The 23,677-nt window shown below is 31.7% G+C and carries 21 protein-coding genes; 5 read left to right on the forward strand and 16 right to left on the reverse strand.

The window, feature by feature from the left end:
- Position 1: 1 nt before the first annotated feature.
- The 16 genes from Q1B37_RS22755 to Q1B37_RS22830 all read right to left on the reverse strand — a co-directional run bounded on the left by Q1B37_RS22755 (position 2) and on the right by Q1B37_RS22830 (position 18,321).
- The gene (locus Q1B37_RS22755) at positions 2 to 1,789 is read right to left on the reverse strand and encodes a phage baseplate assembly protein V (RefSeq protein ID WP_299902896.1); all 1,788 of its coding nucleotides are present in this window, start codon (positions 1,787 to 1,789) and stop codon (positions 2 to 4) included.
- Positions 1,790 to 2,194: 405 nt separating this feature from the next.
- On the reverse strand, positions 2,195 to 2,704 hold the full coding sequence (locus Q1B37_RS22760; RefSeq protein ID WP_299902899.1) for a hypothetical protein: 510 nt from the start codon (positions 2,702 to 2,704) through the stop codon (positions 2,195 to 2,197).
- Positions 2,705 to 2,805: 101 nt separating this feature from the next.
- A complete protein-coding gene (locus Q1B37_RS22765; RefSeq protein ID WP_299902901.1) occupies positions 2,806 to 3,375 on the reverse strand; it encodes a hypothetical protein in 570 nt (189 codons plus the stop codon).
- A 33-nt stretch (positions 3,376 to 3,408) separates the two neighbouring features.
- Positions 3,409 to 4,131, reverse strand: a complete 723-nt coding sequence (locus Q1B37_RS22770) for a hypothetical protein (RefSeq protein WP_299902906.1) — start codon at positions 4,129 to 4,131, stop codon at positions 3,409 to 3,411.
- A gap of 223 nt (positions 4,132 to 4,354) precedes the next feature.
- A complete protein-coding gene (locus tag Q1B37_RS22775) occupies positions 4,355 to 4,702 on the reverse strand; it encodes a hypothetical protein (RefSeq protein WP_299902908.1) in 348 nt (115 codons plus the stop codon).
- Position 4,703: 1 nt separating this feature from the next.
- Positions 4,704 to 5,315 carry a hypothetical protein gene (locus tag Q1B37_RS22780; RefSeq protein ID WP_299902910.1) on the reverse strand — a complete coding sequence of 204 codons (612 nt, stop codon included), beginning with the start codon at positions 5,313 to 5,315 and terminating at the stop codon, positions 4,704 to 4,706.
- Between the two features lie 83 nt (positions 5,316 to 5,398).
- On the reverse strand, positions 5,399 to 6,397 hold the full coding sequence (locus Q1B37_RS22785) for a hypothetical protein (protein ID WP_299902912.1): 999 nt from the start codon (positions 6,395 to 6,397) through the stop codon (positions 5,399 to 5,401).
- Positions 6,398 to 6,407: 10 nt separating this feature from the next.
- Positions 6,408 to 9,368, reverse strand: a complete 2,961-nt coding sequence (locus tag Q1B37_RS22790; protein WP_299902914.1) for a hypothetical protein — start codon at positions 9,366 to 9,368, stop codon at positions 6,408 to 6,410.
- 294 nt (positions 9,369 to 9,662) lie between these two features.
- Entirely contained in the window at positions 9,663 to 11,609 is a 1,947-nt protein-coding gene (locus Q1B37_RS22795; RefSeq protein ID WP_299902916.1) for a DUF4280 domain-containing protein, read from the reverse strand.
- 30 nt (positions 11,610 to 11,639) lie between these two features.
- Entirely contained in the window at positions 11,640 to 12,620 is a 981-nt protein-coding gene (locus tag Q1B37_RS22800) for a hypothetical protein (protein WP_299902918.1), read from the reverse strand.
- Between the two features lie 15 nt (positions 12,621 to 12,635).
- Positions 12,636 to 14,420, reverse strand: a complete 1,785-nt coding sequence (locus Q1B37_RS22805) for a phage baseplate assembly protein V (protein WP_299902920.1) — start codon at positions 14,418 to 14,420, stop codon at positions 12,636 to 12,638.
- Positions 14,421 to 14,687: 267 nt separating this feature from the next.
- Entirely contained in the window at positions 14,688 to 15,083 is a 396-nt protein-coding gene (tssD, locus tag Q1B37_RS22810; protein ID WP_299600212.1) for a type VI secretion system tube protein TssD, read from the reverse strand.
- 138 nt (positions 15,084 to 15,221) lie between these two features.
- On the reverse strand, positions 15,222 to 15,608 hold the full coding sequence (tssD, locus tag Q1B37_RS22815; protein WP_299902922.1) for a type VI secretion system tube protein TssD: 387 nt from the start codon (positions 15,606 to 15,608) through the stop codon (positions 15,222 to 15,224).
- Between the two features lie 257 nt (positions 15,609 to 15,865).
- Entirely contained in the window at positions 15,866 to 16,741 is an 876-nt protein-coding gene (locus Q1B37_RS22820) for a TssN family type VI secretion system protein (RefSeq protein ID WP_299902924.1), read from the reverse strand.
- Complete coding sequence (locus Q1B37_RS22825; RefSeq protein ID WP_299902926.1) at positions 16,738 to 17,664, reverse strand: hypothetical protein; 927 nt, start codon at positions 17,662 to 17,664, stop codon at positions 16,738 to 16,740. The genes Q1B37_RS22820 and Q1B37_RS22825 overlap by 4 nt, the downstream gene beginning before the upstream one ends.
- A gap of 27 nt (positions 17,665 to 17,691) precedes the next feature.
- Positions 17,692 to 18,321: a C40 family peptidase gene (locus Q1B37_RS22830; protein WP_299902928.1), complete on the reverse strand. Its 630-nt coding sequence runs from the start codon at positions 18,319 to 18,321 to the stop codon at positions 17,692 to 17,694.
- Positions 18,322 to 18,523: 202 nt separating this feature from the next.
- On the opposite strand from Q1B37_RS22830, the gene Q1B37_RS22835 reads away from it, so the two are divergent.
- From Q1B37_RS22835 to tssO, 5 genes are read left to right on the forward strand one after another with little or no spacing between them, the layout of a single operon-like run.
- On the forward strand, positions 18,524 to 18,955 hold the full coding sequence (locus tag Q1B37_RS22835) for a GPW/gp25 family protein (protein ID WP_299902931.1): 432 nt from the start codon (positions 18,524 to 18,526) through the stop codon (positions 18,953 to 18,955).
- Between the two features lie 8 nt (positions 18,956 to 18,963).
- On the forward strand, positions 18,964 to 20,799 hold the full coding sequence (locus tag Q1B37_RS22840) for a type VI secretion system baseplate subunit TssF (RefSeq protein WP_299902933.1): 1,836 nt from the start codon (positions 18,964 to 18,966) through the stop codon (positions 20,797 to 20,799).
- 22 nt (positions 20,800 to 20,821) lie between these two features.
- The gene (locus Q1B37_RS22845) at positions 20,822 to 21,811 is read left to right on the forward strand and encodes a PKD domain-containing protein (protein ID WP_299902936.1); all 990 of its coding nucleotides are present in this window, start codon (positions 20,822 to 20,824) and stop codon (positions 21,809 to 21,811) included.
- Positions 21,812 to 21,830: 19 nt separating this feature from the next.
- A complete protein-coding gene (locus tag Q1B37_RS22850; RefSeq protein ID WP_299902938.1) occupies positions 21,831 to 22,988 on the forward strand; it encodes a hypothetical protein in 1,158 nt (385 codons plus the stop codon).
- A gap of 27 nt (positions 22,989 to 23,015) precedes the next feature.
- Entirely contained in the window at positions 23,016 to 23,534 is a 519-nt protein-coding gene (gene tssO / locus Q1B37_RS22855) for a type VI secretion system TssO (RefSeq protein ID WP_299600234.1), read from the forward strand.
- The last annotated feature ends 143 nt before the right edge of the window (positions 23,535 to 23,677 follow it).

Genomic DNA, 23,677 nt, shown 5'->3' on the forward strand with positions numbered 1-23,677 from the left:
ATTACCCACAATTAAGATTTAACAATCCTCCTTTTACATTGGTCATGGTAGTACCATCGATATCGGTCATCCCTTTACTCGTCAGTTTTAGTTCTGCTTTTCCTTCTACTAGTGTACTCGGTGCACCCACTTCTACTTTTGCAGCACTATTGATAGTAACTTTAGAGCTACCGTCGTTTAGAATTTCTTTAGACTTAACGTTTACATTGTTTTTACCATCGATATTTACCGTTTCTTCTGCATTGATATTGATCTCTTTAGAAGAAAAATTAATTTTTTCTGGAGCGCTAATGTTTATTTCTTTTTTAGAAGTATCCAGAATGATAGAATTGCCATTTTTATCGGTTATGGTAATGGTTTCCTTTCCGTCTTCATCAGAAAAGGATAGGGTATGACCTCCTCGAGTTTTGATAGCTTTGATATCATTTTTCTCAGTCTTCCAATCTCCTGCATTACTACCTCCTGTAAACAGAGCTCCCATTACATATGGTCTCTCGGCGTTTCCTCCTTCAAATCCAACGATTACTTCTTCTCCTTTTTCTGGTGTAAACTGAAAACCTTTACCACCGCCAGCATGAGGTGTTAGTACACGTAACCATGGCGTTTCTTCTCCGCTTGCTTTTTGCCAAGGGAACTGCACTTTTATTCTGCTCATTCCTTCAGGATCCGAATTATCCATAACAGTGGCTACCTGAGATTCACTTTTTGGAAAAGCCATCATATTGGTATTTGGATAGACATCTAAATCTGCAGTAACTCCAATAAAATTATTTTGGTACTTACCATTTTCTGTAGAACTATGAGAAACACTAATGATTCTAAAACTACCATAATCGGTTTGTTCTCCTTTAATTTTGATGACTTGTCCAATGTTAACACCAGGGTTATCACTTACACCTTGTACCTGAACTTGTCTGATTTCGGCAGCTTTCTTTTGCTGTTCTACGTGTGTGTCTAATCTCTTCTTTAATTGTGGATCGTAATATGAGTTTACATAGATGCTTGTTTCTTTGGCAAAAATAGCTTCACTTTTTTGACTGGTAAACCCATTAAAACCATTTACTCCAGAATTCACCTGAGCGGTAGTCATTTCGTGCTGCTCGTCTGTTAGATAATCATTCGTAAAATACTTGAAGTTATTAGGAGTAGGGCGAAGGTTAATAGAAAACTCCTGTAAATCATGGCCATAATTTAACTCTACAGTTTCTTTATCTTCTGGTTGTCCGAATACTAATTTGCTTCCATCATAAAAGAACCATTCACTGTATTGAGCTGCCAGTCGGCTAGCATATTCAAAAGCACTTTCATTATGCTGCACACTATAATGAAGGCTTTCTGAATTGTTAGGACTGATTGTAGTTTCCAACTTTGATTTGTCATAGCCTTGAAATGTTTTATCTAATATTTCAGATAGTCCAACGTCGCTATGGGAATCATAATGTGGTCCATCATCAGTAATGATGCTACAAGAATGTGCCTTGATAGAAACCATATCACCATTTTGTTGATGAAATCCTTTGGTATTGCTTACGGAAGTTACAATACCTTTAAACTCTAGTTCTTTATATCCATTAGCGGTATCTAAAGAGGCTATTTTAATGGTTAGGATTTCTCCTAGGTAATTTTTGCTCTCCGAAGCAATTTCTCCTGAAACACCTTCTAATACATCCATTCTACAGATTAGTTCCAGAACGTGATGCGCATCAATCTCTTGATGAAGCATTAATCTTTTGTAAGCTTTAATAGGAGTTCCTCCTATGAAAATTTGAGTGTTTGATTGCAGCGCCATGATTTAGTTATTTATGTTGGTTGTATTCTATAATACTACTAACGAAATTTTCTTTATCGTGTTTATATATTAGTATACGATTGGTATACTGAGTTAACATTTTAGACGGTTCAATCGATTTGGGGAAGAAATTGATACATCGAACCGAATAATAGACTTCTTTATGTTATCAAAAATAGTACCTAACTATTCCTATATAAAAATACTTAATTTTTTAAGAGTGATGTAGTTACCTATGTTATTTTTATGTTTTCCTACATAAAAATGGGTGTTTTTCCCCATTACATTACGTCTTTGTTATTAGATACAAATGGTCGCGAAATTGTTACCCTTTTTTGAGAAGAAAATGGTATTTGGGTATCATATATGGGATAAATAATGATAGAGTAGAGGTGAGATTGTATTCTATCCAGGTAATAATCTTCGTTTTAAATCTACTTCTATCCATTGGATAAATAATTCCTCGAAGTATTGAATTTTATCTGGGCAACCTCTTTGAAAATCGTCGCAGGATATTCTTTTGGTGTTTTGATTATATATAATAGTAATTTCCAAAAGACTATTATCTGTTGTTTCACTACTGTAGTGATCAGAACTGTTCAATACGTTATGTGTAATGATATAAGCTAACAAACTATCTTTTTGCTTTTTTGAAATATGTTTTACAATTTTTTTGGAGTAAGTACTATCTTTTTTAAAACCTTCTTTGGATGGATGATAAGTAAGTACGGTATCTCTTAAACTAAAACTATCATATTCAAAAGCACCTCTATCTACATATATTTCTAAACGAGCTGTTGGTTTATCTGTACCTGTTGGATTACTTTGTTGTGTTGCTTTTTTGCATCCAGAAATTATAGTTAATACTGATATTGAGGTTGTTATAAGTGTTTTGAAAATTTGAGACTTATTCATGTCACTAAGATATTCTTTTTGTACACTACTTTTTAAAATACATTGTATTGTTTTTTCATCTTGGATGATCTAAGATCTTTTTGATGTTAAAAAAGTAATGATTAACATGGAAAGAAATAACAGAGTTCTTTTAATTTTTTGTTATGAAAGGTAAAGATATAGAGATCATCAGATAGGGGATGAGTCTTCATAAGAATAGTAATGATTCCATCTTTTTCATGATCTCTATTTTTTGTAAAAGACACTGGGAAATCTTCTTCGAAATTTAACAGTGTATAATTTTTTGAAAAAATAACCTTCTTATGTTTAATGGTAAAATTGGAAAGCTCTACATCTATTTTCCTGAATGCATATTCAGTTTTTGAGACTTCAATTTCCCAATGTAAGTACTTCCATATTTCATCAGAGTCTTCTAGAATAGCTCCACAATCATCTATTTGCTTTTGCACAGTATTAGGTTTTCCAATAAAAGATTTTAGAACTACTATTTCTCCTTCTAACGGATATTTACTGTTTACATATAAAGTTTCAGATAAATATTCAACTTCAGGTTGTTGAAACAAAATGGTATCTCCTTTAATTCGAGAATGAGTTGGTTTTGTATTTATATTACTTATACAAACCGTAGAAAGTAATATGATTAAAAATAGTGTGATATATGTTGTTTTCATCTACTTCTATTTGTGAATTATTAACCATCGAAATCACCAACCACCGATTGTTTCTCGTTCTTTTTGTTGTTCTTTAGTGGCTTCTGGAGTTTTTATATCGCTTGGATATAGAGGTTTTGGAAACCCAGACGCTTTGCGACGTTCATAATCTTGTTGTCGGAATTGATCGAAGACATCAACAGGTGGTAATGGCCTATTTTTATCCATATACCATACGTAGAATGACCAGATACTTAACAGTAAATTTTCTTGACTTGGATACTCTAGGTCTTTATAAATCTTTGTTCTGAAAAAGAAACCATAATTGGTTATTGATAGATAACAGAAATCAGGACCAGGATTTCCTTCTGTATCCATCAATCGTAATCTCTTTATTTTAATGTTTCTAAAACAAACTTTCTTTTTTATTCTTAATAGAGTTAAAGGAAAAGATATCGTGTTATTCTGTCTATCCAATTCTATATGATATTCTGAGGCGCTAAAACTTCGTATAATTACTAGTAAACCTATACATACAACAAAAGAAAAAAATATAGTCCATAAAATGTTTTCTTGAAAAGAAAAGAATAGAAGAAATATTGCAATAAAACAGATAATGATTCCGCTAACTAATGGATTATATTTCATGTCTTGACTAAAGTCAAGAATCATTTTAGTATGATTTAATTCAATAAAGTTTAAATCGAATGATTTAAATTTAGATGAATTAATTCCAGAATTAGCACTAATGTTGTGTTTAACTTTTTTGCCAAACATTATTTTTGAATCTTTAAAAACAGCAAATTAGGTAATTTTCAATTCTTACTTAAAACCTGAATTTGCTTGTGTATTACGTAATATTATTTCTCATTTATTATAGAAATTCTTGTTGTCTTTTTTCCACTTCGTAAATTAAATTGTTGTTATTACCCATAAACTTTGTTTAAGTTTATTTAGTTAGAAGAATACATAAAAATAAGTAGATATCTTTACCATTTCTTTATTTTTTTTCTGAAACTTTTCCGATTTTCCATAATCTGTCGGCATAATGCAGACAGAAAGCATAACATGCAACTGAGATAAAAAGACCACTATACAAAATAATTTCCGTGGTTATATCTATGCAAAGAAGTATACCTAAGAAAAGAAGATTTACAAAAGTAGCCATTAATGCACCTGCAGAAATAGTACCCAAAGTATTATAAAGTATCTTAATCGGTTTAAGAATATAACAAATGATGCTTAAAATGATAGCTAAACCCATATTGCCAAAGATGAAAAAAGCTACAAGCAATCCTTTGTGTATATTATTAATATCAACCCATTTGACTATTTCATCTAATCCCATGTTAGTTAGAAAAGGATTTGTAAATAACAAAACACAGAATTCCAATGACTAGAAATACTATAAAAAAACCAACTTTCTTTTTCATAAAAGGGATATCTTCAAAAGTGAATTCATAAAAAGCTATATCCATAACACGTAACTCTTTATCTTTTTCGTCTTTTATAATTTCAACACTATTATTTTTATTGACGACCGTACCCGTAATGATATATTCTGTATCATCTTCTAGCAATAAATTTTCTACATCTAGTAACGTTCTTGACAGCTTTTTCTCTGATCGATTTACATTTATTTGTATCGAAATGTCTTTAGCATTTACTTTTATTTTTCCAGTATCATCTTGGATGTAGAAATCGGTACTTTTAGATTCGGTTCTGTAGGTCCGCCATTTTTTACTCCCTTTTGCTCTTCTTACTCCTGCAGATCTGTATGCAAGCTGACTATAATTATAACCGATACATTTGGTTTCTGTGATAGGAGATTTTACATGATCTATTGCTTTTAATCTCCCTTTAATTTTAACTAATCCGCTAGAAAGTGTTTCGATTTTGGAAACTTCAAGAGTTTCGATTAGACCTGGCTTTTTCTTTTTAAGCAAAGGATATAAAAGCATGCCTGCTATTAATAGAAAAAATAGTATATCCCAAGAGCTAAAAGAAAACAAAAAAGTAAATAAGATAAGTTTCACTTAAAATATTAATACAAGATGAATTCATCGCTTCCTACAGGTCTGTAAAATAGGGAATAGTAACTTTTTCTTGATTCGCCTGTGGAGCGTAATACAGACTTATTACGTCCTACTTGTCCTAATTTATCGTATACCAAAGTAACTATTTTACCATTAGCGTAAAATCTAAGTTTAAAATCTTCAAAAGGCATCATTTTATACCCCTCCTTAACAATTTTACCAGATGTTAGCAATTTCCCTACTCTCTTTTTACTATCTGCTTCTGTGAAAAATAATTGTTGAGCAGTGCGTTTTTCTTTATTATAAATCAGATTCACATATTCAGATATCTTATTTTGATCGTAAATCTCGAACATTTTGTTATAGCTCAATAATAATTGTTCTGTTAGCTCTTTTATTTCCTCAACATCAGTAGTCAATAAATTTTGAGCTTTCTCTAATGTTTTAATTGTATAAGGAACGGATGCTTCGAAAGTTCCATCAAAAACATATTCTATGCGTTCAGGATAAATAAATCTAGTTTTTTTACTTGTTTCATTTTTCTCTGTAGGCGAAGCGAGATTCAGAATGACTTCTTCTTCACTATATTCTTTTTTGATTGTGTTATATTCCCTTTTTACTACATCCACTTTTACCTGAGCATTTTTCAAACTAGGTTCTAATTGTTGGGTTTCTCTATTGTAAGAAGGATACATTTTTATCTCAATAGTTTGTATGCCTGATTTTGATATAGCAAGGTTAATAGGAAGATAACTTCCCTTCGGCGAAACACCATTAGTAATGAATTCGTAACCAATAAAAACTGGGATGTCGTTAACCCTTATCTCAAAATTAGTATTCGAAGAATTTATGTAAATGCCGTAATTTGCTTCTAGTGGAAAATGCTCTACTTCTTTATAGATGTTACCGATATCTTCTATGGATTTCATATTTGTTTTAATGTTGTTTTGTCCGCAACTTGTTACGCTAATAATAATAATAATTAAAAAACTGGTTATTGTTTTCATTTGTAATTATTTAGAACAGGTCCCATTTTAAATCTTCTCCTTTATCATTTTGCCATACGTTCTCATATTCATCTAATAATACTAGTTCTTCATCAACTATTTTCTTAGGTTTACTAAATAATTCTGTGCCTTGATCATCTTCTATGGTTAATTCTCCTTTTACTAATAGTTTTACTTTAACACCGTGAAAAGTCATTTTAGGAATCATATAAAAACCATCAACTTTAGTTGCTTCAAGAATACCTTCTATAGTAATTCCAGAAGCCATTTCAGCTGAAGCTTCAAAAGCACCTGTTACACTTCCAACTCCATACATTGCATATTCGGCTTTGAGAACAATACCTAAAGCTAAAGCAAGCTCAACAGTACCTCCAATCTTGAAAGGGCTATCATCTTCTGCATCTGGTTCCAATTGACCTGGGTGGAAGTTAGTCTCACCAGATGCCGAATTATATTGTAGCATTCCTTGTGCGTGTAATTTTCCTGTTACTGATAGTTCTGCGGTTACATCAATATTATCAACTAAATCCATTATTGTAATAATGGGACGAAACCAGGGAACCTTCTGTAATAATCCTAAAAAATCAGCAACCATTTCGACACCAAAAATTGGATCTGCAGTTACATATGATTCTATCATAATTCCCAACCCATCTTGCGGACTACCTTTAGGTATTTCTCCATACCAGCTTGCACCTATGGCTAAAGAAGGTGGAATAATATTCATAGAGAAAATTGATCTACCACCAAGAGCTTTTGTTATTCTAGCAATGTCTTGTGCAGTATCACTTTCCTCATGTTGTTGTTTTCTTTTGTCTCCTCTTTTTTTAGCTTTTCCTCTTTTTTTAGCACTTCCACCAAATATAGATTCAACGAAATCTTTTACTGCTAAAAACTGGCGCACCATATTAGCATACTTTTGGTAACTGCCGGTTACCTCAAACATCTCGCCATACTCATCCCATTCGGCCCATAAAGAAAGAACTAAATCTGAATAAGAACTATCTGGGTCATTATCAAAATTATAAAATTTAGGATTCTTTTTGGTTACTGTACCATTTTTCCGATCCTCTTTTAGAGTTCTTTTTTGAGCCTTTCTTTTTTTCTTTTTTTCTTTAACTTCTTTCAGCTTTTCCCTGTTTTCATTGGCTAATTCTTTATATCGTTTTTTTTGCGCTTTCTTTTTTTGCTTTTCTTTAGAGGTACCTTTGTTAGCCTTTACTTTATCGGCTAATTTTTCGTACTTTTCAATTAGATCTTCAGAGACGGCCTCTTCCATATCTAATTTATCTTTTTCAACTTTTAATCCTTCTTTTCGGACTTTATAATCTTTGTATTTTTCTCTAACTTTATTAAATTCATCTGGGTCAGTGTTGTAAGCAAGCTGTAATGTCCATTTTACATCTGGATATACATTAATGTTTACAGTTTTTTCACCACGGCAAGATTCAAACTTAACCGGGTATACCTGCTTTGGCGCTTTAAGAGGAAAAAAACACTTAATAATATCTCCTAATTTTTCATTTGTAGCATCTGATCCATATACATAAGGCACTTCAATTGTAAAATTACTATCATCGTCAATTACATCTGTGTATGTTTTTACGGTTACCTCATGTGCTTCTTGATGCTCTCGTTTAAAACCAATTACACTTTGAAAAGCGCCGCTAGTACTAGTTGTATGGCTGTCTTCTAGCACTCTATTATCATTTTGATCTTTATGATTGAGATCTTCTTTTTCAAACTTACCTTTGTTGTAAGAAGTTCCAAAACCAAACCATTTTCCTAAATCGTTCGTAACAAAACTATCATCCCATCTATATTTTTTAGGTTCTATTTTGCTATCTATAATAATCGGAGCATTAACTGATACGATTGTTTTATTATGATCTTTTTCTTTTCCTAAAAAAACACAATCTTCTGTTTCTTTTTCAACTTTAAAAACAATTTCTCTTCTTGCAACCCTAGGTCCTGCTACGACATCAATTTCGATTACTTCCGCTTTTGATGAAGTCGCTTCATCAAAAATTTCAAGAGTAGTATTATCCTGACCTCCATCTGTATTTTGTGTAGAACTTCCTTTAAAATAATCAGCTGTAACTTTTTTTATTTTACAAGGATGAAATTCTGCTACATCAGTAATTATATCTCCAATAATAGTAGGTTTGTTGCCTGATTTAGTAGCAGGGTTTACTTGTTTTGCTTCTTTTTCTGTGGGTGTTTCCACAGTAATAGCGTTGTTTTCAAAGGCAGTTTTTTTCTTACCTTCTACATTAAACTCTATGATTGGAATAATATTGAGCGTATTGCCAGCATATTCCCATCTTTTTTCCAAACGAACATCGATAACCACCTTTTGTACTTTACTCGTGTTATCACCTGTATCTTGTAATACCTTTACTTCTCTACTAAAATATTGTGCTAAGGTATCATTAGGATTGTTAACATCTTCATCCAAATCGAGATTGTAATCAAAATATTTAGTATCCTTTAACCATACTTTTATTTCATGGCCATATAGTCCTGTGGTATAAATGTGTAATTGCACAGCCTCGGTAAAGAATTTAGAACCGTTTATTTTTTTGCCATGTATATCTGTCCATTCCACTTTATCAATTTTACGTTCTCCAATAGAATTGATAAAATATCCAAAAGGAGGTTTAAATTGAGGATCGTGTCCTGGTAATACCGGTTCTACCCATCCTAATCCACCACCAGAATATACAGTGGGAACTCTAAATTTAGCTTTAGGACCTTTAAGGGTTTTATGAAAGCTTGAGTTTTTAGGACTGTTATGAAACATGTTGGCAATCCACTGAATGTTTTTTATTTCTTCGTCCGAATATTTTTCAGTATCAGTAAATTCTAAAGTAACACTTACTCCCGGATCTAATGTAATTAAATTCTCAGAATCGTGAACAGCCACTTCTGTAGCAGGATTGTGTACTTTTATATAATCTTTGGTTGTCATACTTCAACTATTTTTGGAGCCTTATTTACTATAGAACCAGGCTAATAAAATCATCCCAATAGATATTATTATTGGAATTTTAGTTAATAATCCTGTTGGCTTGTATATAAAATATAAAATGATAGATAAGATCAGTAGAACGATAGCAATTCCTCCAAAAATAAGCATTCTAATAAAACCAGCTGGCACGTGAGTGTGACTTATAGTAGGTAGTAAATACCATATACAACTAATGACTTGTAATATTATTATTACTATTGGTGCATATTTTTGAATCATTATATATTAGTTTTTTTATTCATAGTGTTTTTCTACTGAACCGGCCTTGTAAGTACCAAAGCTTTTACCTTTTTCATCCTTAGCAAATTTGTAAATATTCATTCTTAAATAATTTTCAAGAGTTTGCTCTGTTGCATTGTTCTTGAAATAGACTAAGATGTTATATGAAGCATTGATAGCATCTTTAGCTCCTTTTATTTTTACAACTTGATCATCGTTAGCATCGTAAATAGATACTCCATCTTTTTTTGGGCCATATTTCTGAGCCCAAGTCCAATCTTTTGGATCTATAGCATCGGATTGTCCATGTTTGTGAGCATCTTGGTTATTATACGATTGAATGTTCTTAATTCTACCAAGATTGTCTCTAATGATGTGAGCGTCAGAAAAAGAATCTTGAACCATATGTAAAATCTTACCCATATGAAATAACCCATGATAATTTTTTTCTTTAGCATCAGGATTTGCTTTTTTAACCGAGATCGCTTTTTTATACCATTTGATAGCTTGATCCACTATTTTATCAACAACTTCTTGATTAGTAAAATCTCCAGCTGGAGCCATTGAATGCCAGAATTGAAGATCTCCATGGTGGCTTCTGTACGCCATAGTACCTTCTTTATGTTCATCTCTCCATGTAGCATAATAACAAGTTTCTACCGAGTTTTCATCTCCACATGGAACATCAGGCCAGGCGCAACCTTCATCTAATCTATAATCGTATTTTAATCCAGCTTTTTTTGCTGCTTGTTTTGTAATATTTTCATGAACAGCGCCTTGCCCTCTAATTTTAAAGAATTCTACAACAATTTTTTCGCCAGATTTTAGGGTAACCGTTCCGTGATCATCATTATCATCTTCAATAAACAATAAGTCTTTTGCTTTTTCTTCTCTACTAGGATAAGCTTTTTTTACAGATGCTTTAAATTCTCTTATACTGCCATCAGGGCCTTTAATATTAAAAGAGGCGTATTCAAAGTCTTTATTGAGTAATTTATTATAACGAATAAAATCAGCAGCAAATAGGGTTCCTTCATCTCCTTTAGCGTCTCCACCAAGAGAATCATACTCATTTCTAATCAAATCCTCAACATAATGTCCAGTTTCTTCAATCATTGCTCTAAACAATATCCAATTGGCAGCTGTATCTTTTTCTGCTTTTAACACCCATTTTTCATTGAGATGTATGGTTTTGTCCTTATAATAGGCGACTTGGGTTGAAGATAAAGATTTTTCTATTTGCCATTCTGGAGGAGGCACAGCACCTTTAGTAAGGTCATCTTTAAATTCTTTAATGGCAGTGTGTTTTACACCTTTACCAAAAATACCTCTTAACCCAGAAATAAAAGGTTTAGAAGAATCATGATCAATTGTTTCTGTGCTATCTAAAAAAGGAGTTTTTAAATCTTCAGTATTGTTTATGTACAAGTTTGTCGTTACTGAAACTACTCTTTCTTCTTCGTTTCGAACCCAATTTTCTTCTTCGACCTCTAGATCATTGTCTAAAGATTCTACCATCTTCTTTACATTAACTAATGGGTTTAGTTGACTTTGTACTTCTTCATCAGCTTGTTCGACACTACTACTGCCAGCAGCAGCGGTTTGGCCATGCCATGTAAATTCTACACTTGGCGAACCTGATATGGCACACATGGCTTTACTTTTTTCTGTAAGAATTTGCCCTTGATTGGATAATATAACTTTGTCATAAAAATCCTGCCACTGCGTAATTGCAGGAACACAAGGTAAATATCCGCTAGAACTTGGCTGTAGTTTACATTGCCCAAAAGTTTTGGCTTTTAAAGGCATGCCAATATCCATGGTATTTGCAATTAGTTTTTTACTCCCACCAGAATCATTAATATATTCTTTCTGTTGTGTTAATACAACTAAAGTATCTGGCGTTGTACCAAATTTGCATTTGCACATTGCTCCATCAACTACTACATGTCCTGTACTCATATATAATTATCTATTAATGATACTCTATATTTATTTCCCAAAGAAAAAGAAACGTTTTTTCTTCTTTTTAGGAACTTCTTTATCTTCTTCTATTTCGAAAAGAGCTGCTCTTTTACTCGAAGATAAAGGTGTTTTGTTTTTTAAACTATACATCTCTACGGTTGTTTTTTTTAATTTCCCAGAAGGAAACTCTAACAAACATACTCCAGTTATAGCGTCTGCTATTAATGAATTTTTATAGATTTGATATTTTAAATCCATTGAACCTTTAACAGCTTTTTTATTTTTATCAATAGAAATAAGATTTCCTCTTAAGATATCTTTTTCACTTCTATTATCTATACATTTTCCTTTAACTTTTATAACAACGTCATTTTCCTTATGCTTATGATTGCCGATATTATTTTTTATTTGAAAAGGCACACTAGGAGCATAAGGAATAAAGGGTAACAATTGTTGTTTTTGCTTTTTGCTAATCTCTTCAATTCCATAAACAGAAGAAAAAAATAGTGAAATAAACCAATCTCTGCGAATGATAAGATCTGTAAGTTGGCTTTCATTATTAATAATAAGATCCATATTTTTTAGTAGAAGATCTATTTCCTTTCCTTTATAGGATTGTTTGATATTTTGTTCTTCGGTTTTCCACCTTTCGAGAATCTCATTCTGATTTAAAACAGAAACAGCTTTTCCTTGTCTATTTACTTTTAATCGTAATGGGTATAATACTTTTCCACATCTATCTGATAATTCATCTATCAGAATATCAGGAGCTTTTTCGTTAATAAAAACTTGATGTTTATAAACTTCAAATTCAAAATGATTGTCATCTGTTTCATAAATACAAATTACATCTATCTCATAATGTATTTGCAGCTTTTTTTTCTTATCATCTTCAAAAACAAGTATAACCCCATACGTGTTTGCAACTCCAATAGGATTATAGTTAAAAGATCCAACTTTTTTTTGGTTGTCTTCTATAATACCAGTGCCAATATCTAGTTTAGCCATTCTACGCTAGTACTACTAAAACAATTTTATTTTATCATCTGCCTGAATATCCACTTGTTTAGAACTTACAAGTTCCATGTTTTGTTTGGAACTTTCGATTCTAACTTTTTCTGCATTATCCAGAATTTCCTTAGCAATGAGTGTTTTATTTTCTTCAATACTTTCTGTAGCATTCTTTGCAGATATCGATAGGTCTTCCGATACTCTAGTAATCAAATTCGTACCTGCATTTATCTTTACTTCTTCAGAAGCATTAATTTCGACATTCTTTGCATTCAATGTCATGTTTTCTCCTGCAGAAATGGTAATATCATTATTAGCAGTGTCTATATGGATGATATTTCTATTTTTATCGGTAATCATGATAAACTCTGAACCATCAGCGTCGTTTAGTTCAACAGTGTGTCCACTTCTTGTTCGTAAGGCTTTGACATCATTGTTCGCTGTATTCCAACCTGCTGGGTTAGCTCCACCTGTATACAAAGTACCTAATACATATGGTCTTTCTGCATTTCCTCCTTCAAACCCTATTAAAACTTCTTCATCAATTTCTGGAATGAAGTGAAATCCTTTTTCTCCTCCAGCGTGAGGAGTTACAATTCGTAACCAAGGAGTTAACTCACCAGTTTCTTTTTGCCAAGGGAATTGAACTCTTATTCTACCGATACCATCAGGATCGCTATTTTCTTTTACAACAGCTACCTGAGTCTCACTTTTTGGAAACGCCATCATATTGGTATTTGGATATGCATCTAATTCTGAAGTAACTGCTTCGAAATTATTTTGATATCTACCATTTTCAGTATTGGTATGCGTTATTTTAATAACCCGAAAACTTCCGTAATCTCCGTTGTCACTTTTGATATTTATGAGTTGACCAAGTTTTACTCCTGGATTATCACTGGATCCTTTTAAGATAACTTGTTTTATTTCTTCGGCTTTTTTCTGTTTTTCAACATAGCCATCGATTCGTTGTTTTAAAGAAGGATCGTTATAAGAATTTACATAGATATTGGTTTCATTCGGAAAGATTTCATCAGATTTGTTACTGGTAAAACCATTGTATCCATTTACACCAGAACTTACCTCTGTAGTAGCCTTTTCGTGCTGTCCATCGGTTAAATAATCATTAGTAAAATATTTGTAACTATTAGATGAGGGTTTTAAGTCTAATGAAAACTCTTGTAGATCATGACCGTACGTAAGAACAACTTCATCTTCATCTTCTGGTTTTCCAAAAACCAATGCACTACCATTATAATAAAACCATTCTCCATATTGAGCAGCCAATCTACTTGCATACTGAAAAGCACTTTCTTGGTGCTGTACACTATAATGAATGTTTTCGGTATCTGATGGACTAAAAATAGTTTCTAATTTCGATTGATCGTATCCCTGAAAGGTGTTGCTTAAGATAGAAGCAAGATCCATATCATTAAAAGAGTTATAATGAGGGCCATCATCAGCAATAATACTACAACTATGAGCCTTAATCGTTACTAGATCTCCATTTTGTTGATGGAATCCCATAGTGCTATTTACAGAAGTAACTACTCCCTTAAATTCAAATTCTTTATATCCAGAGAATGTACCCAAAGAAGAAATTTGAATGGTAATAATCTGACCTAGATAATCTTTAGTCTGAGAGGCAATATCTCCTGTGAAATTCTCTAAGACATCCATTCTACAGACCAATTCCATGATATGATGTGAATCAATTTGTTGATGCAACATTAACTTTTTGTAGGCACTTATAGCTGTTCCTCCAATGAATATTTGTGTTTTCGACTGTAACGCCATAGTATTATATTTTTAGGGGTACTATCAATATCATTAATAGTATTTAATTGTAATAAAGTTACCGAATTTATAATTGATACATACTCTTATCAAGAATCATTAAAGTACTCTCGTTTTTAAATCAGGTAAGTTTATCCGCGAATTATACTCCTTTTACTACTTAAAAAAAGAAATAAAAGACCAAAAATCATCTACCAATTAGGATAGTCCCTATATGGATATAGAAACTATGCATAATTGATATTATGAAACTCAGAAAATTCAGTTTTAAGTTTTCGAAGGCCAATTATTGGTAAATGTAGTACCTTTAATTGTGATCTCCTTTGCTGAAAGTACTAAATGTATCTGTAAAGGTTTTGCGCTTTCTGCATTAAAATGTTCAGTATATTCAATACAGTATGCATCTTTAACTTCTACATTTTTAAGACTAGACATATTATCTCTTCTAAAAAAAGTGATTTTACAATTTTTAGTAATTGTAGGAGAGATCGTCCAATCTAAAAAATCAGCACTTGCGGTGGATTCTATTAATAAGCTTACTTGTCCGCCTTGTGGTTTTGCACAAGGTCTTCCTGTATAATCGGTATCTTGTCTAAAGGAGAATGAGCAATCCAAGATATTTATCTCTTCCCCATCAAGATCTAGTTTTGCTAAAAATGACATAAGTGATAATTTTAAAATGAATAACTACATATCAATTCCATATTGTTTACACATTTGTAAAAAGAAGAAATGATTATGTAAGATGAGAAAGGGAGTGAAAAACACTCCCTTTACCTAATGTTATATCAAACGGGGAAGTTATACCCAGTCGTTTTCGTGTTCACCATTACCAATACCGATTTTTTGTGCAGAAATAGTCAAAGTCTCAGTCATAGGATTCTTTCCAGTAGCATCAAAATTTTCAAAATACTTAACTGCATAAGCATTTTCAAAAGTTAGCTCTTTAAGAGTAGCTTCGGTATCTCTTTTAAGAAATACAATAGAACCATTTCTCATTTCAAAATTATTGAACATCCAATCAGATAAACCTGTATCTGCAGTAGATTCTACTTCCATTTTTATCATTCCTCCTCTAGTAATGGATGAAGGACGACCAGTTGCATCAGTTTCTTGGTGTAAACCATAGTTGCAGGATAAAATGTTATACTCTTTTCCACCAACTTTTAATTTTGCTTTAAAAGACATAATAAATAAATTTTAATTAATAAATAATAATAATAATTGAATATAATAAATGTAACTTGTACGATGTAAAGATAGCAAAATATGTGGTAATCTGTATATTATGCTTTTGTTAAGTGCTTTAAAAATAGTTGTTTTAGAAGGAAAAGGACTACACTGTTTTCGGGGAATTTGCACTTTGTCGTGAAATTCATCTATCAAAAAAAAGATCTCAACGAGGAAATTGAGATCATTTTTTAACAAAATTTTAACAGATATTTTTATGCTCTTTTACAGATAATCACATCATTTTCTTTAATTCCATTCCCTTCAATAGTTCTAGTAAAGTCAATATGAGATTGCATGCCCATCCAATTCGGTTTGGTGTAAAAAATCCATCCGTAAGGATTGTTTTTATCGTCTAAGAACTCAATTTCACCTTCTGGATGTCTATCGTTATAATCATTAATAAAGAAGTAAAAAAGCTTGCCAAATTCCATTTTCTCTGGTGCTTTTAGTCTAAAATTACTTAACTCGTCTGTAGTTTCTCCTTTGTTAAATTCAAATGAAATTACCAATGGGTTGATTAATTCATCATCTTTAGGATCCTTCATTTTCTTATCGATAGGGTAGAACCACTTTTTATAGATCGGCACTGGTATTGAAATTGCAAATTCATATAGCTTTACTATCATTATAGGTATAATAAAGCAAATAGAAGATGCCGCAAATATATATTTGTAATCAGGCTTGTATATTTCTACGACAAATAGGAAAGTGATTAAACCAATAAAAACTGTAACTACTGTGTACAGAAATTCGGGCCAAAATTTAGTGAGATTATCATCTAATAAATTAGGGAAAAATCTCCTCATTGCTAGTACATGTAGCGTTCCTAGGCATAAGAAAATGATTTGAAAACCTATAAAGCTATTCAAAGGAATATTATTAAGTACTTTTTCGTTGCTTAATAAAGCTGTGCCTGCAAATACAAGTAAAACTACTAGCATGTATAGCAAGAATTTCTTTTTATTTTTAACAAAAAGTTTTTTTAACCCAGCAACTACTCCCATTAATATAGCACTAACTGCTAATAACAAGATTCCTACCTTAAAAAAATCAGCATTTACTGCTGCAGCTTGTAATGTTAAATTCATATCATAGTGGTTAGACCCATTCTGGGACTGTTAGTCTCATTTAATACAAATGTTTCTTCTTTATTCGAATATGTTACGTTAATTGTTGTGTCTATCTCCATAGGGATAAAATAGTCACAAAAGATACTAATAAATTTCTTAGTAGCTCCCCCAATTATATATTTATCGATATTTTTTTGATCCACTGGACCTATATTAATTTCCCAAAAAGGATAAGAAATGACGGTTTCATTTAGTTCTAAAACTAAATCTACGCCTAGTTGGTTTTTGCTATCATTATGTTCGTCTTCAGCATCTTCTAATGTGTGATATTTTCTTGTAATACTTACTTTTTCTTTGATTATTTTTTCTAGGCTCAAAGCTGTTAGTTCAATTTCACCTGAGATTTTGTGTACGTAAGGAAGAAGTTGTAATAGTTTAATGCTGTAATCAGAAGGGATTTCTGGATCCAAATTCCAAAACTTTAAAAGAAAATCAGTTTTTAAATTCGTAAACTCGTTTATTAGCTGTCGTTCATTTTTTTCAATATTTACGCGTTGTGTAAAAAACTCATTTTCTAAAGGTGAAAAAAACGACCGAGCATCTTTTTCTTGTTTTTTTTGTTTTTGATGCAGCTCCGTAAAGGAAATATCACTTTTTGCTTTTACTGGTTCGTGAAAAAACCCTTCCGGAAGTGTGTCATACAGACCATTTCTGGATAAATGCAATTGTAATTTATCTTTATCCCGTGAATAGGTATCTAGTTTGATGTCAATAACATCCCGTCTGTAAGACCTAGAAAAGGTACTGTTGTTAAATATATCAATGTCCGTAAGATCTAAACTAGACTTCTCTAAAATTTCAGTAACAAAAATTTCTGCTTTTAGATTTTGATAAGTTGAAATCAGTTCTTCGTAGACAACCTGTACCTCTTTGTTGTTCATTCGTTTAGTTGGTGTAAATGAATGGAATTATTTGTTTTGTGCGGTTTTGTTATTAGTATATTTAGGTTTCTTTCCTGCAGCTACAAACATTCTTTTCCAAGGTTGTTCAGATAAAATACTTATTTGCACACCATTTCCTCCTGAGTTACCTCTACGAGATGTAGAATGCACAAATCTATCATTTCCGAGGTAAAAACCAACGTGTGTAATTTCTCGAAATTCTGATCCTTTATTATTAAAAAAGATCAAATCTCCCTGCTTTAGGTTATGAAGTCCTTTAAACTTATTGGTGTCATCAGCTTTAAATTGTTTATCTGCAGTACGTTCAATTAAATTGCCATAAACATCGTGATATATATACTGTGTAAAATAAGAACAATCTATACCTTTCTTAGTATTTCCTCCTAGTAGATAAGGTGTGTTCATCCATTCATCTATAAATTCAAATAGAGCGATATTATCAACTTCTTTAGGCGCAATTCCTAAAATAGCACCATATTTTTTCTGAATAGGTAATATGGCGTTTTGTTTAGCTAAAGCAATAGAGTCTCTTCTGGCTTGCGCAAGTGCTTCTTGTTCTGCTTTCTTGGAACCTCCACAACTCATTGCCCCAATAATGATTACAAATAAGAAAAACGTTTTATAAAGTGTATTCATGCGTCAATTAAAATTTAGACAAATATAAAAAAACTTATGGTTATTTTCTACCCTATATACAGGGATAACAATAAAATAAAATTATAAAAATAGGGATTCTTGTATTTTTATTTAGTTTATTGTATTAACAAGCCCTAGTAAATAAAATCTTTAGTAAATTGCAATTGGTTTTAGGGTACATTAAACACACAAATTACTATTCATGAATTCTTCTTATTATAAGCTGCCTTTAGATACTTTTGGAATTGTTAAAAATAAGGATATCGATAGTTGTGATTTGAAACAATCTATAGTTGGTTTTATTCATCTTATCACAACTTCGTATTTTGGTGAGTGTACCTTTGATGAAACCTTTGGGTGTTCCATCTGGAATGTGGATTTTGACAATCTAACAAGTACCAATAAATTAAGAAACACGATTTCTGAATCGTTGGTAGAAAGTATTGCTTCTCAGGAACGAAGACTTAGGAGAGTTACTGTTGATGTAATGATTCAACAGGAAGAGTTCAAAAACAGAGGAAGTTTAAACAGAATTAAAAAGAGAGTAGATATAAAAGTAAATGGTGTTGTTAGCCGGACTAATGAGGAATTTTCTTGTCTGGAACAATTTTATATAGCTCCATTATCGTTTTAAAAGAGTTTATGAGTACAGAAAATAAGGTTCAGATAAAAAATAGAATGATCAAAAAGGCGGCTTCGCTTTGGGGTGTTTCTCCGAACGAAATCGAAAGTTCTTTTGATCCTGTAGTATCTCTTTTGATAGGTGCATGTGCCTCAGAAATTGAAAAAATTTCTAGTGAAATAGATAATTCTCAAACCCGTATCACAGAGCGTTTGATTCAGTTAATGACCCCAGAAACATTGTATGGGTCTAGACCGGCGCATGGAATTGTATATGCGGAACCTATAGAGAAAAGAACAACAATTACACCAGAACATCTGTTGTACTTTAAAAAGAAAATAAAAACAAAAAACGCTAGTACAGAATTAAAAAACATATATTTTTCACCAATTCAAAAAAATCAATTGGTCGATGCTACTATTGATCGAATGATTTGTGGAGATAAGATCTTTGAATTAGAAGGTAAGAGGAAAACCGCTAGTCCCTTGTCTTTGAAAGATACAAAAGGGTTGTCGCCATCTACTTTATTTTTAGGTATAAAAACAGATCAGGATAACATATCATTAAAAGATGTGTCATTTTATTTTGAATTGTTAGATGTACAGGAAAATGAATTGTTTTACCATCACCTAAAAAATGCGAAGTTTTTCTTTGAAGAGAAAGAGTTTGCATCTATTCCGGGTTATTTTAATAGTGATATTTTCCGCAGAACGAATTTGGAATCAATATTTGATTATAAGCCTAATAAGACTAGAAATATAGAAGAAAAAATAAGTAAATTATACAAAAAACACTTTGTTTCCATTAAATCTGATATTTCTATAGGGTCGAAGGGGAATTTACCAGAAGAATTCTCTAAATTTATAGATCAGAAAACTCATGAAGATTTAGTGGATTATAGTTGGATAAAAATAGAGTTTCCAAGAATTATTAATGATGCTATCTTAGAGAGTGTATATTGTACTTTCAATGCGTTTCCTGCATTGAATCGAAAATGGGAAAGTATTTCCTATCAATTGAAAGATTATATAGACATAGTTCCTATTAGTACACAAGATCTGTTTTTAGATATTAAGGGTATTTCCAATACCTCAGGAAAAGAATATAGGTTAAGAGAAAATGATTCGGCTGCGGATGATAAAGGAACATACGTAATTCGTAGAGATAATGTAAGTAAATTAGATTATAGAAAAGCAAGAGAGTATTTGATTCATTTGATTGAGTTGTTGAAAGATGAGAGTGCATCATTTTCGTTTTTTGGAAATGATTTCTTACAGTCTAATATTAATGAACTTAATCAGAATATTTCGCTTTTAGAAAAAAAGGTATCGGATATGAAAAAGTCTTCAGAAGAGACTAATTATATTTCGGTTAAGCCTTACAAGAAAAAAGATACTTTGTTAGTGGAGTACTGGGTTACAAATGGAGAAGATGCTAACCAGATAAAGTCTGGTAATAGTTTAAGTATTTATCAAGGGAGTGATCTAAAACAAAAAGGGAGTATGTTTTTAACATCTACATTCCAAGGGAAAAACAACTTAGGAATGGAAGAGCGTTTGAATGCTTACCGAAGAGCTTTGTTATCAAGAAATAGAATTGTAACAAGAGAAGATGTTAAGGCATTGTGTTATGAGTTATGCAGTACCAAAGTTCAGGAAGTAAAAGTAGGTAAGGGTTTTAAAACCGATATTCATGTTTCTAAAGGTCTTATTCCCTGTATAGAGGTGCAGTTAATAGAAAATAAGGAAGAAATAACTTCTGATGTAGAGTGGAATTCTCTAAAAAGTAATATTTTGTCAATTTTGGAACAACAATCTTTGAATGTTTTTCCATATAAAATAACAGTAATAAGTTAATTAGATAAGAAAATAGATACTAATGAAGACATCGAATAACACAAAAAATTATCATTTAGATAAAAGCGTAATATTGTTCTTTGTAATAACAATATTGGTTACAGCTACTGTTTTTGCTTTTAAGTATGTAAACTATACGCCTTGTGAAATAATAGATTTTTCTTTTAAGGATGGCGAGGTTAGAGTAGGGGATCCTATTCAGTTTGAGGACATGACAATTGGAGCATTAGAATGGAAATGGGATTTTGGGGATAGTACAACGGTAGATACCAGAAGAAAGCCATATCATACATATAAAAATCCTGGAGATTATACGGTTTCATTAATTGTTAATGGAAAGTGCCCTAAAGTTAAAACCATTTCTGTATTGGAGAAAAAAGAAATTTTAGATCCATCTAAGAAAGCTAAGTTTGAAATTCTTACTCCTAGAATTCGTGTTGGAGAGAAATTAAAGGTACAGGATAATACCCTTAATGCTACTACTTGGGAGTGGAATTTTGAGGATGCGTTGGGAGCAACTTCTAAAGAGCAAAATCCAGAGTATACCTATAGTACATCTGGTAAAAAGACCATTACTTTGATTGTAAACGGAGAATTAAAATATGCTACCACTAAAACAATAGAAGTATTACCTAAGAAGAAAGAAACGGTTAGAAATGATGATATTGTTGTCCGAGATATATCAACAATCCCTGATGATCCAATAGGACAGGATCCTATAGCAGATGATCCGGTCGATGAATTTAAAGCACCTTTTATCAATGAAAAATCATTTAAAGCTAAAGTGATTCTGGTTTCTACTAAAAAATTAACGGCTAATGATTTCAAGGACTATTTATGTGGTAATTTAGATTTACCAATAATTGTGCGTAAAAAGAGAACTACGTTTATAGAATTTTGTGAAAAGATCAAAGGAAAAAGTATTACTATTAAGGATTTGAAGTTAACCCATGAGGAAAATAACTGTATTAAAAATATAGTAATCGATTACAGAAAGAATAGTATTTTCTAATAACTAAGAAATATCAAAGATGGAATTATCAAATAAAAATCATCATAGGGTCAACTGGATTGACGGTATGAAGATTAATAAAAACCATTTTATTGAAGCAGATAATGCATTTACTAATTTTTCGCAACTTATTGGAGCGAAAGATATTAATGCAATTAATTATGGCTTATTACCAGATTTAGCAGGAGATGAAGCCGTTGATATGGTTTTTTCAATGGATGGTCAGGATACGATTAAAGTGCAACTTAATAGATGTGTTGCTGTGACCAAAGGTGGTTTTATTATTAATATAACACCTGAGATATCGTCCGCTTTAGAACAAATAGGTAGTATTATAAGTACTGAATATAAAATTAATAGTACAGATGAAGAATGTTATATTGTTCTTAGTGTTGATCCCTACGGTAGAGTGCCTGTAGGTGATGCTAATCCGGAAGAAGAACCACCACGACATCCTTATGTTTTGCCAGAATATAGTTTACATGTTATTAATTTAGCTGAAGCAAATGAACAAGAGTTTGGTAAACATCATATTACAATAGGTAAGATAGAGTTTAATGATGGGGTAGCCTCCTTAGCAGAAGATTTTATTCCGCCATGTGTTTCTATTCAGAGCCACCAGGATCTTAGATATATTTATACAGAGATACATACTTTCTTTAACGCTATAGAGAAATATTCTATGAATATTATTCAAAAGATCTATCAAAAAAAGCAATCGAATGAACTGGCTACGATGGTGCTAACATTAACTCAAAACTCATTGCAATATTTGGGAGGAATGTTGCCAGAGTTCCGTTTATATGATCGTCATTTACCACCAGTAACGATGATTACTAAATTAATGTCTCTAGCAAGAGTTATTAAAAATAGTATGGATGTATATGCGGGAACAGGTAAAGAAGAACTTTTAAATTATCTTTCTGATTGGTGTGATCTAAATCAAGGGGCATTCGAAAATGTGTTGATTGAAATGATGGATTTAGATTATCAGCATACCGATATTAATAAAGCGTTGCATAATGTTTCTAGCTTTACAAAATTGATGCTTTCGCTGTTTAAAAAATTAAATGAGCTTGATTATATTGGTAAGAAATCGGATTCTAATATATTTGTGAAAGAAGAAGTAATAGCAAAACCAGATGTAAAAAGTAGAAGAAGCTTTTTATTAGATTAATGTGTATTTAAATAATATTTTAAGAAAATGAAACCAAAAAACAGTAAAGAAAGAAGAAACAGCGTTTTAAAATTTGCATTATTATTTTTATTTACGGTCGCTTTAATTGTTACTGCCTTCTTCTTTGATTTTGATAGAGTACCTCTTAAAGAAAACGAAGTGCTAAGAGAACGCACTGCGATTGTTGAAAAAGATGCGAAATTTCAAAAAGATTTTTCTAAAGGAATGTTTAAAATAGAGAAATTAATCGATTCGTTAGATCGTCCAGGTAAAGAAGATAATTTATATTATATAAATAGAAATCTAGAATCTGAAATAGGAGACCTGAACGAGGCTATAGATCAAAAAGATACAACATATAGATATAAAATGTATGTAAATATAGTAACTTCTTATAGACAAATTAAAGAGTTAAAAGCTGAGCTTGCGAAACAGAAAAAAGAGTTTCAGGAGTTTGAAGAATATAAAGAAGCTTTAGAAAAAACTAGAGAGCAGTTAGATAGAGCTAGAACTGATTTGGATCGTTGCAGAGCTTCACGAAGATAAGATCTACGGATTGTAAGAAACTAAAAAAGTCGACAAATAGAATGTCGACTTTTTTAGTTTTATAAGTGTCTCGTCCTGAAATAAGTTGACGTAATTTAGACTTATTTATGACACATTCAGAAGAACCAAGGAAGAAGCGTACA

Origin of the sequence: uncultured Aquimarina sp., assembly GCF_947492965.1 — a bacterium.
In the GTDB taxonomy this organism is placed as follows: Bacteria; Bacteroidota; Bacteroidia; order Flavobacteriales; family Flavobacteriaceae; genus Aquimarina.

Coding starts and splice junctions, on each gene's coding strand:
- Q1B37_RS22755 (WP_299902896.1), bottom strand. CDS start 1,789: ATGGCGCTGCAATCAAACACTCAAATTTTCATAGGAGGAACTCCTATT.
- Q1B37_RS22760 (WP_299902899.1), bottom strand. CDS start 2,704: ATGAATAAGTCTCAAATTTTCAAAACACTTATAACAACCTCAATATCA.
- Q1B37_RS22765 (WP_299902901.1), bottom strand. CDS start 3,375: ATGAAAACAACATATATCACACTATTTTTAATCATATTACTTTCTACG.
- Q1B37_RS22770 (WP_299902906.1), bottom strand. CDS start 4,131: ATGTTTGGCAAAAAAGTTAAACACAACATTAGTGCTAATTCTGGAATT.
- Q1B37_RS22775 (WP_299902908.1), bottom strand. CDS start 4,702: ATGGGATTAGATGAAATAGTCAAATGGGTTGATATTAATAATATACAC.
- Q1B37_RS22780 (WP_299902910.1), bottom strand. CDS start 5,315: ATGCTTTTATATCCTTTGCTTAAAAAGAAAAAGCCAGGTCTAATCGAA.
- Q1B37_RS22785 (WP_299902912.1), bottom strand. CDS start 6,397: ATGAAAACAATAACCAGTTTTTTAATTATTATTATTATTAGCGTAACA.
- Q1B37_RS22790 (WP_299902914.1), bottom strand. CDS start 9,368: ATGACAACCAAAGATTATATAAAAGTACACAATCCTGCTACAGAAGTG.
- Q1B37_RS22795 (WP_299902916.1), bottom strand. CDS start 11,609: ATGAGTACAGGACATGTAGTAGTTGATGGAGCAATGTGCAAATGCAAA.
- Q1B37_RS22800 (WP_299902918.1), bottom strand. CDS start 12,620: ATGGCTAAACTAGATATTGGCACTGGTATTATAGAAGACAACCAAAAA.
- Q1B37_RS22805 (WP_299902920.1), bottom strand. CDS start 14,420: ATGGCGTTACAGTCGAAAACACAAATATTCATTGGAGGAACAGCTATA.
- tssD (WP_299600212.1), bottom strand. CDS start 15,083: ATGTCATTTTTAGCAAAACTAGATCTTGATGGGGAAGAGATAAATATC.
- tssD (WP_299902922.1), bottom strand. CDS start 15,608: ATGTCTTTTAAAGCAAAATTAAAAGTTGGTGGAAAAGAGTATAACATT.
- Q1B37_RS22820 (WP_299902924.1), bottom strand. CDS start 16,741: ATGAATTTAACATTACAAGCTGCAGCAGTAAATGCTGATTTTTTTAAG.
- Q1B37_RS22825 (WP_299902926.1), bottom strand. CDS start 17,664: ATGAACAACAAAGAGGTACAGGTTGTCTACGAAGAACTGATTTCAACT.
- Q1B37_RS22830 (WP_299902928.1), bottom strand. CDS start 18,321: ATGAATACACTTTATAAAACGTTTTTCTTATTTGTAATCATTATTGGG.
- Q1B37_RS22835 (WP_299902931.1), top strand. CDS start 18,524: ATGAATTCTTCTTATTATAAGCTGCCTTTAGATACTTTTGGAATTGTT.
- Q1B37_RS22840 (WP_299902933.1), top strand. CDS start 18,964: ATGAGTACAGAAAATAAGGTTCAGATAAAAAATAGAATGATCAAAAAG.
- Q1B37_RS22845 (WP_299902936.1), top strand. CDS start 20,822: ATGAAGACATCGAATAACACAAAAAATTATCATTTAGATAAAAGCGTA.
- Q1B37_RS22850 (WP_299902938.1), top strand. CDS start 21,831: ATGGAATTATCAAATAAAAATCATCATAGGGTCAACTGGATTGACGGT.
- tssO (WP_299600234.1), top strand. CDS start 23,016: ATGAAACCAAAAAACAGTAAAGAAAGAAGAAACAGCGTTTTAAAATTT.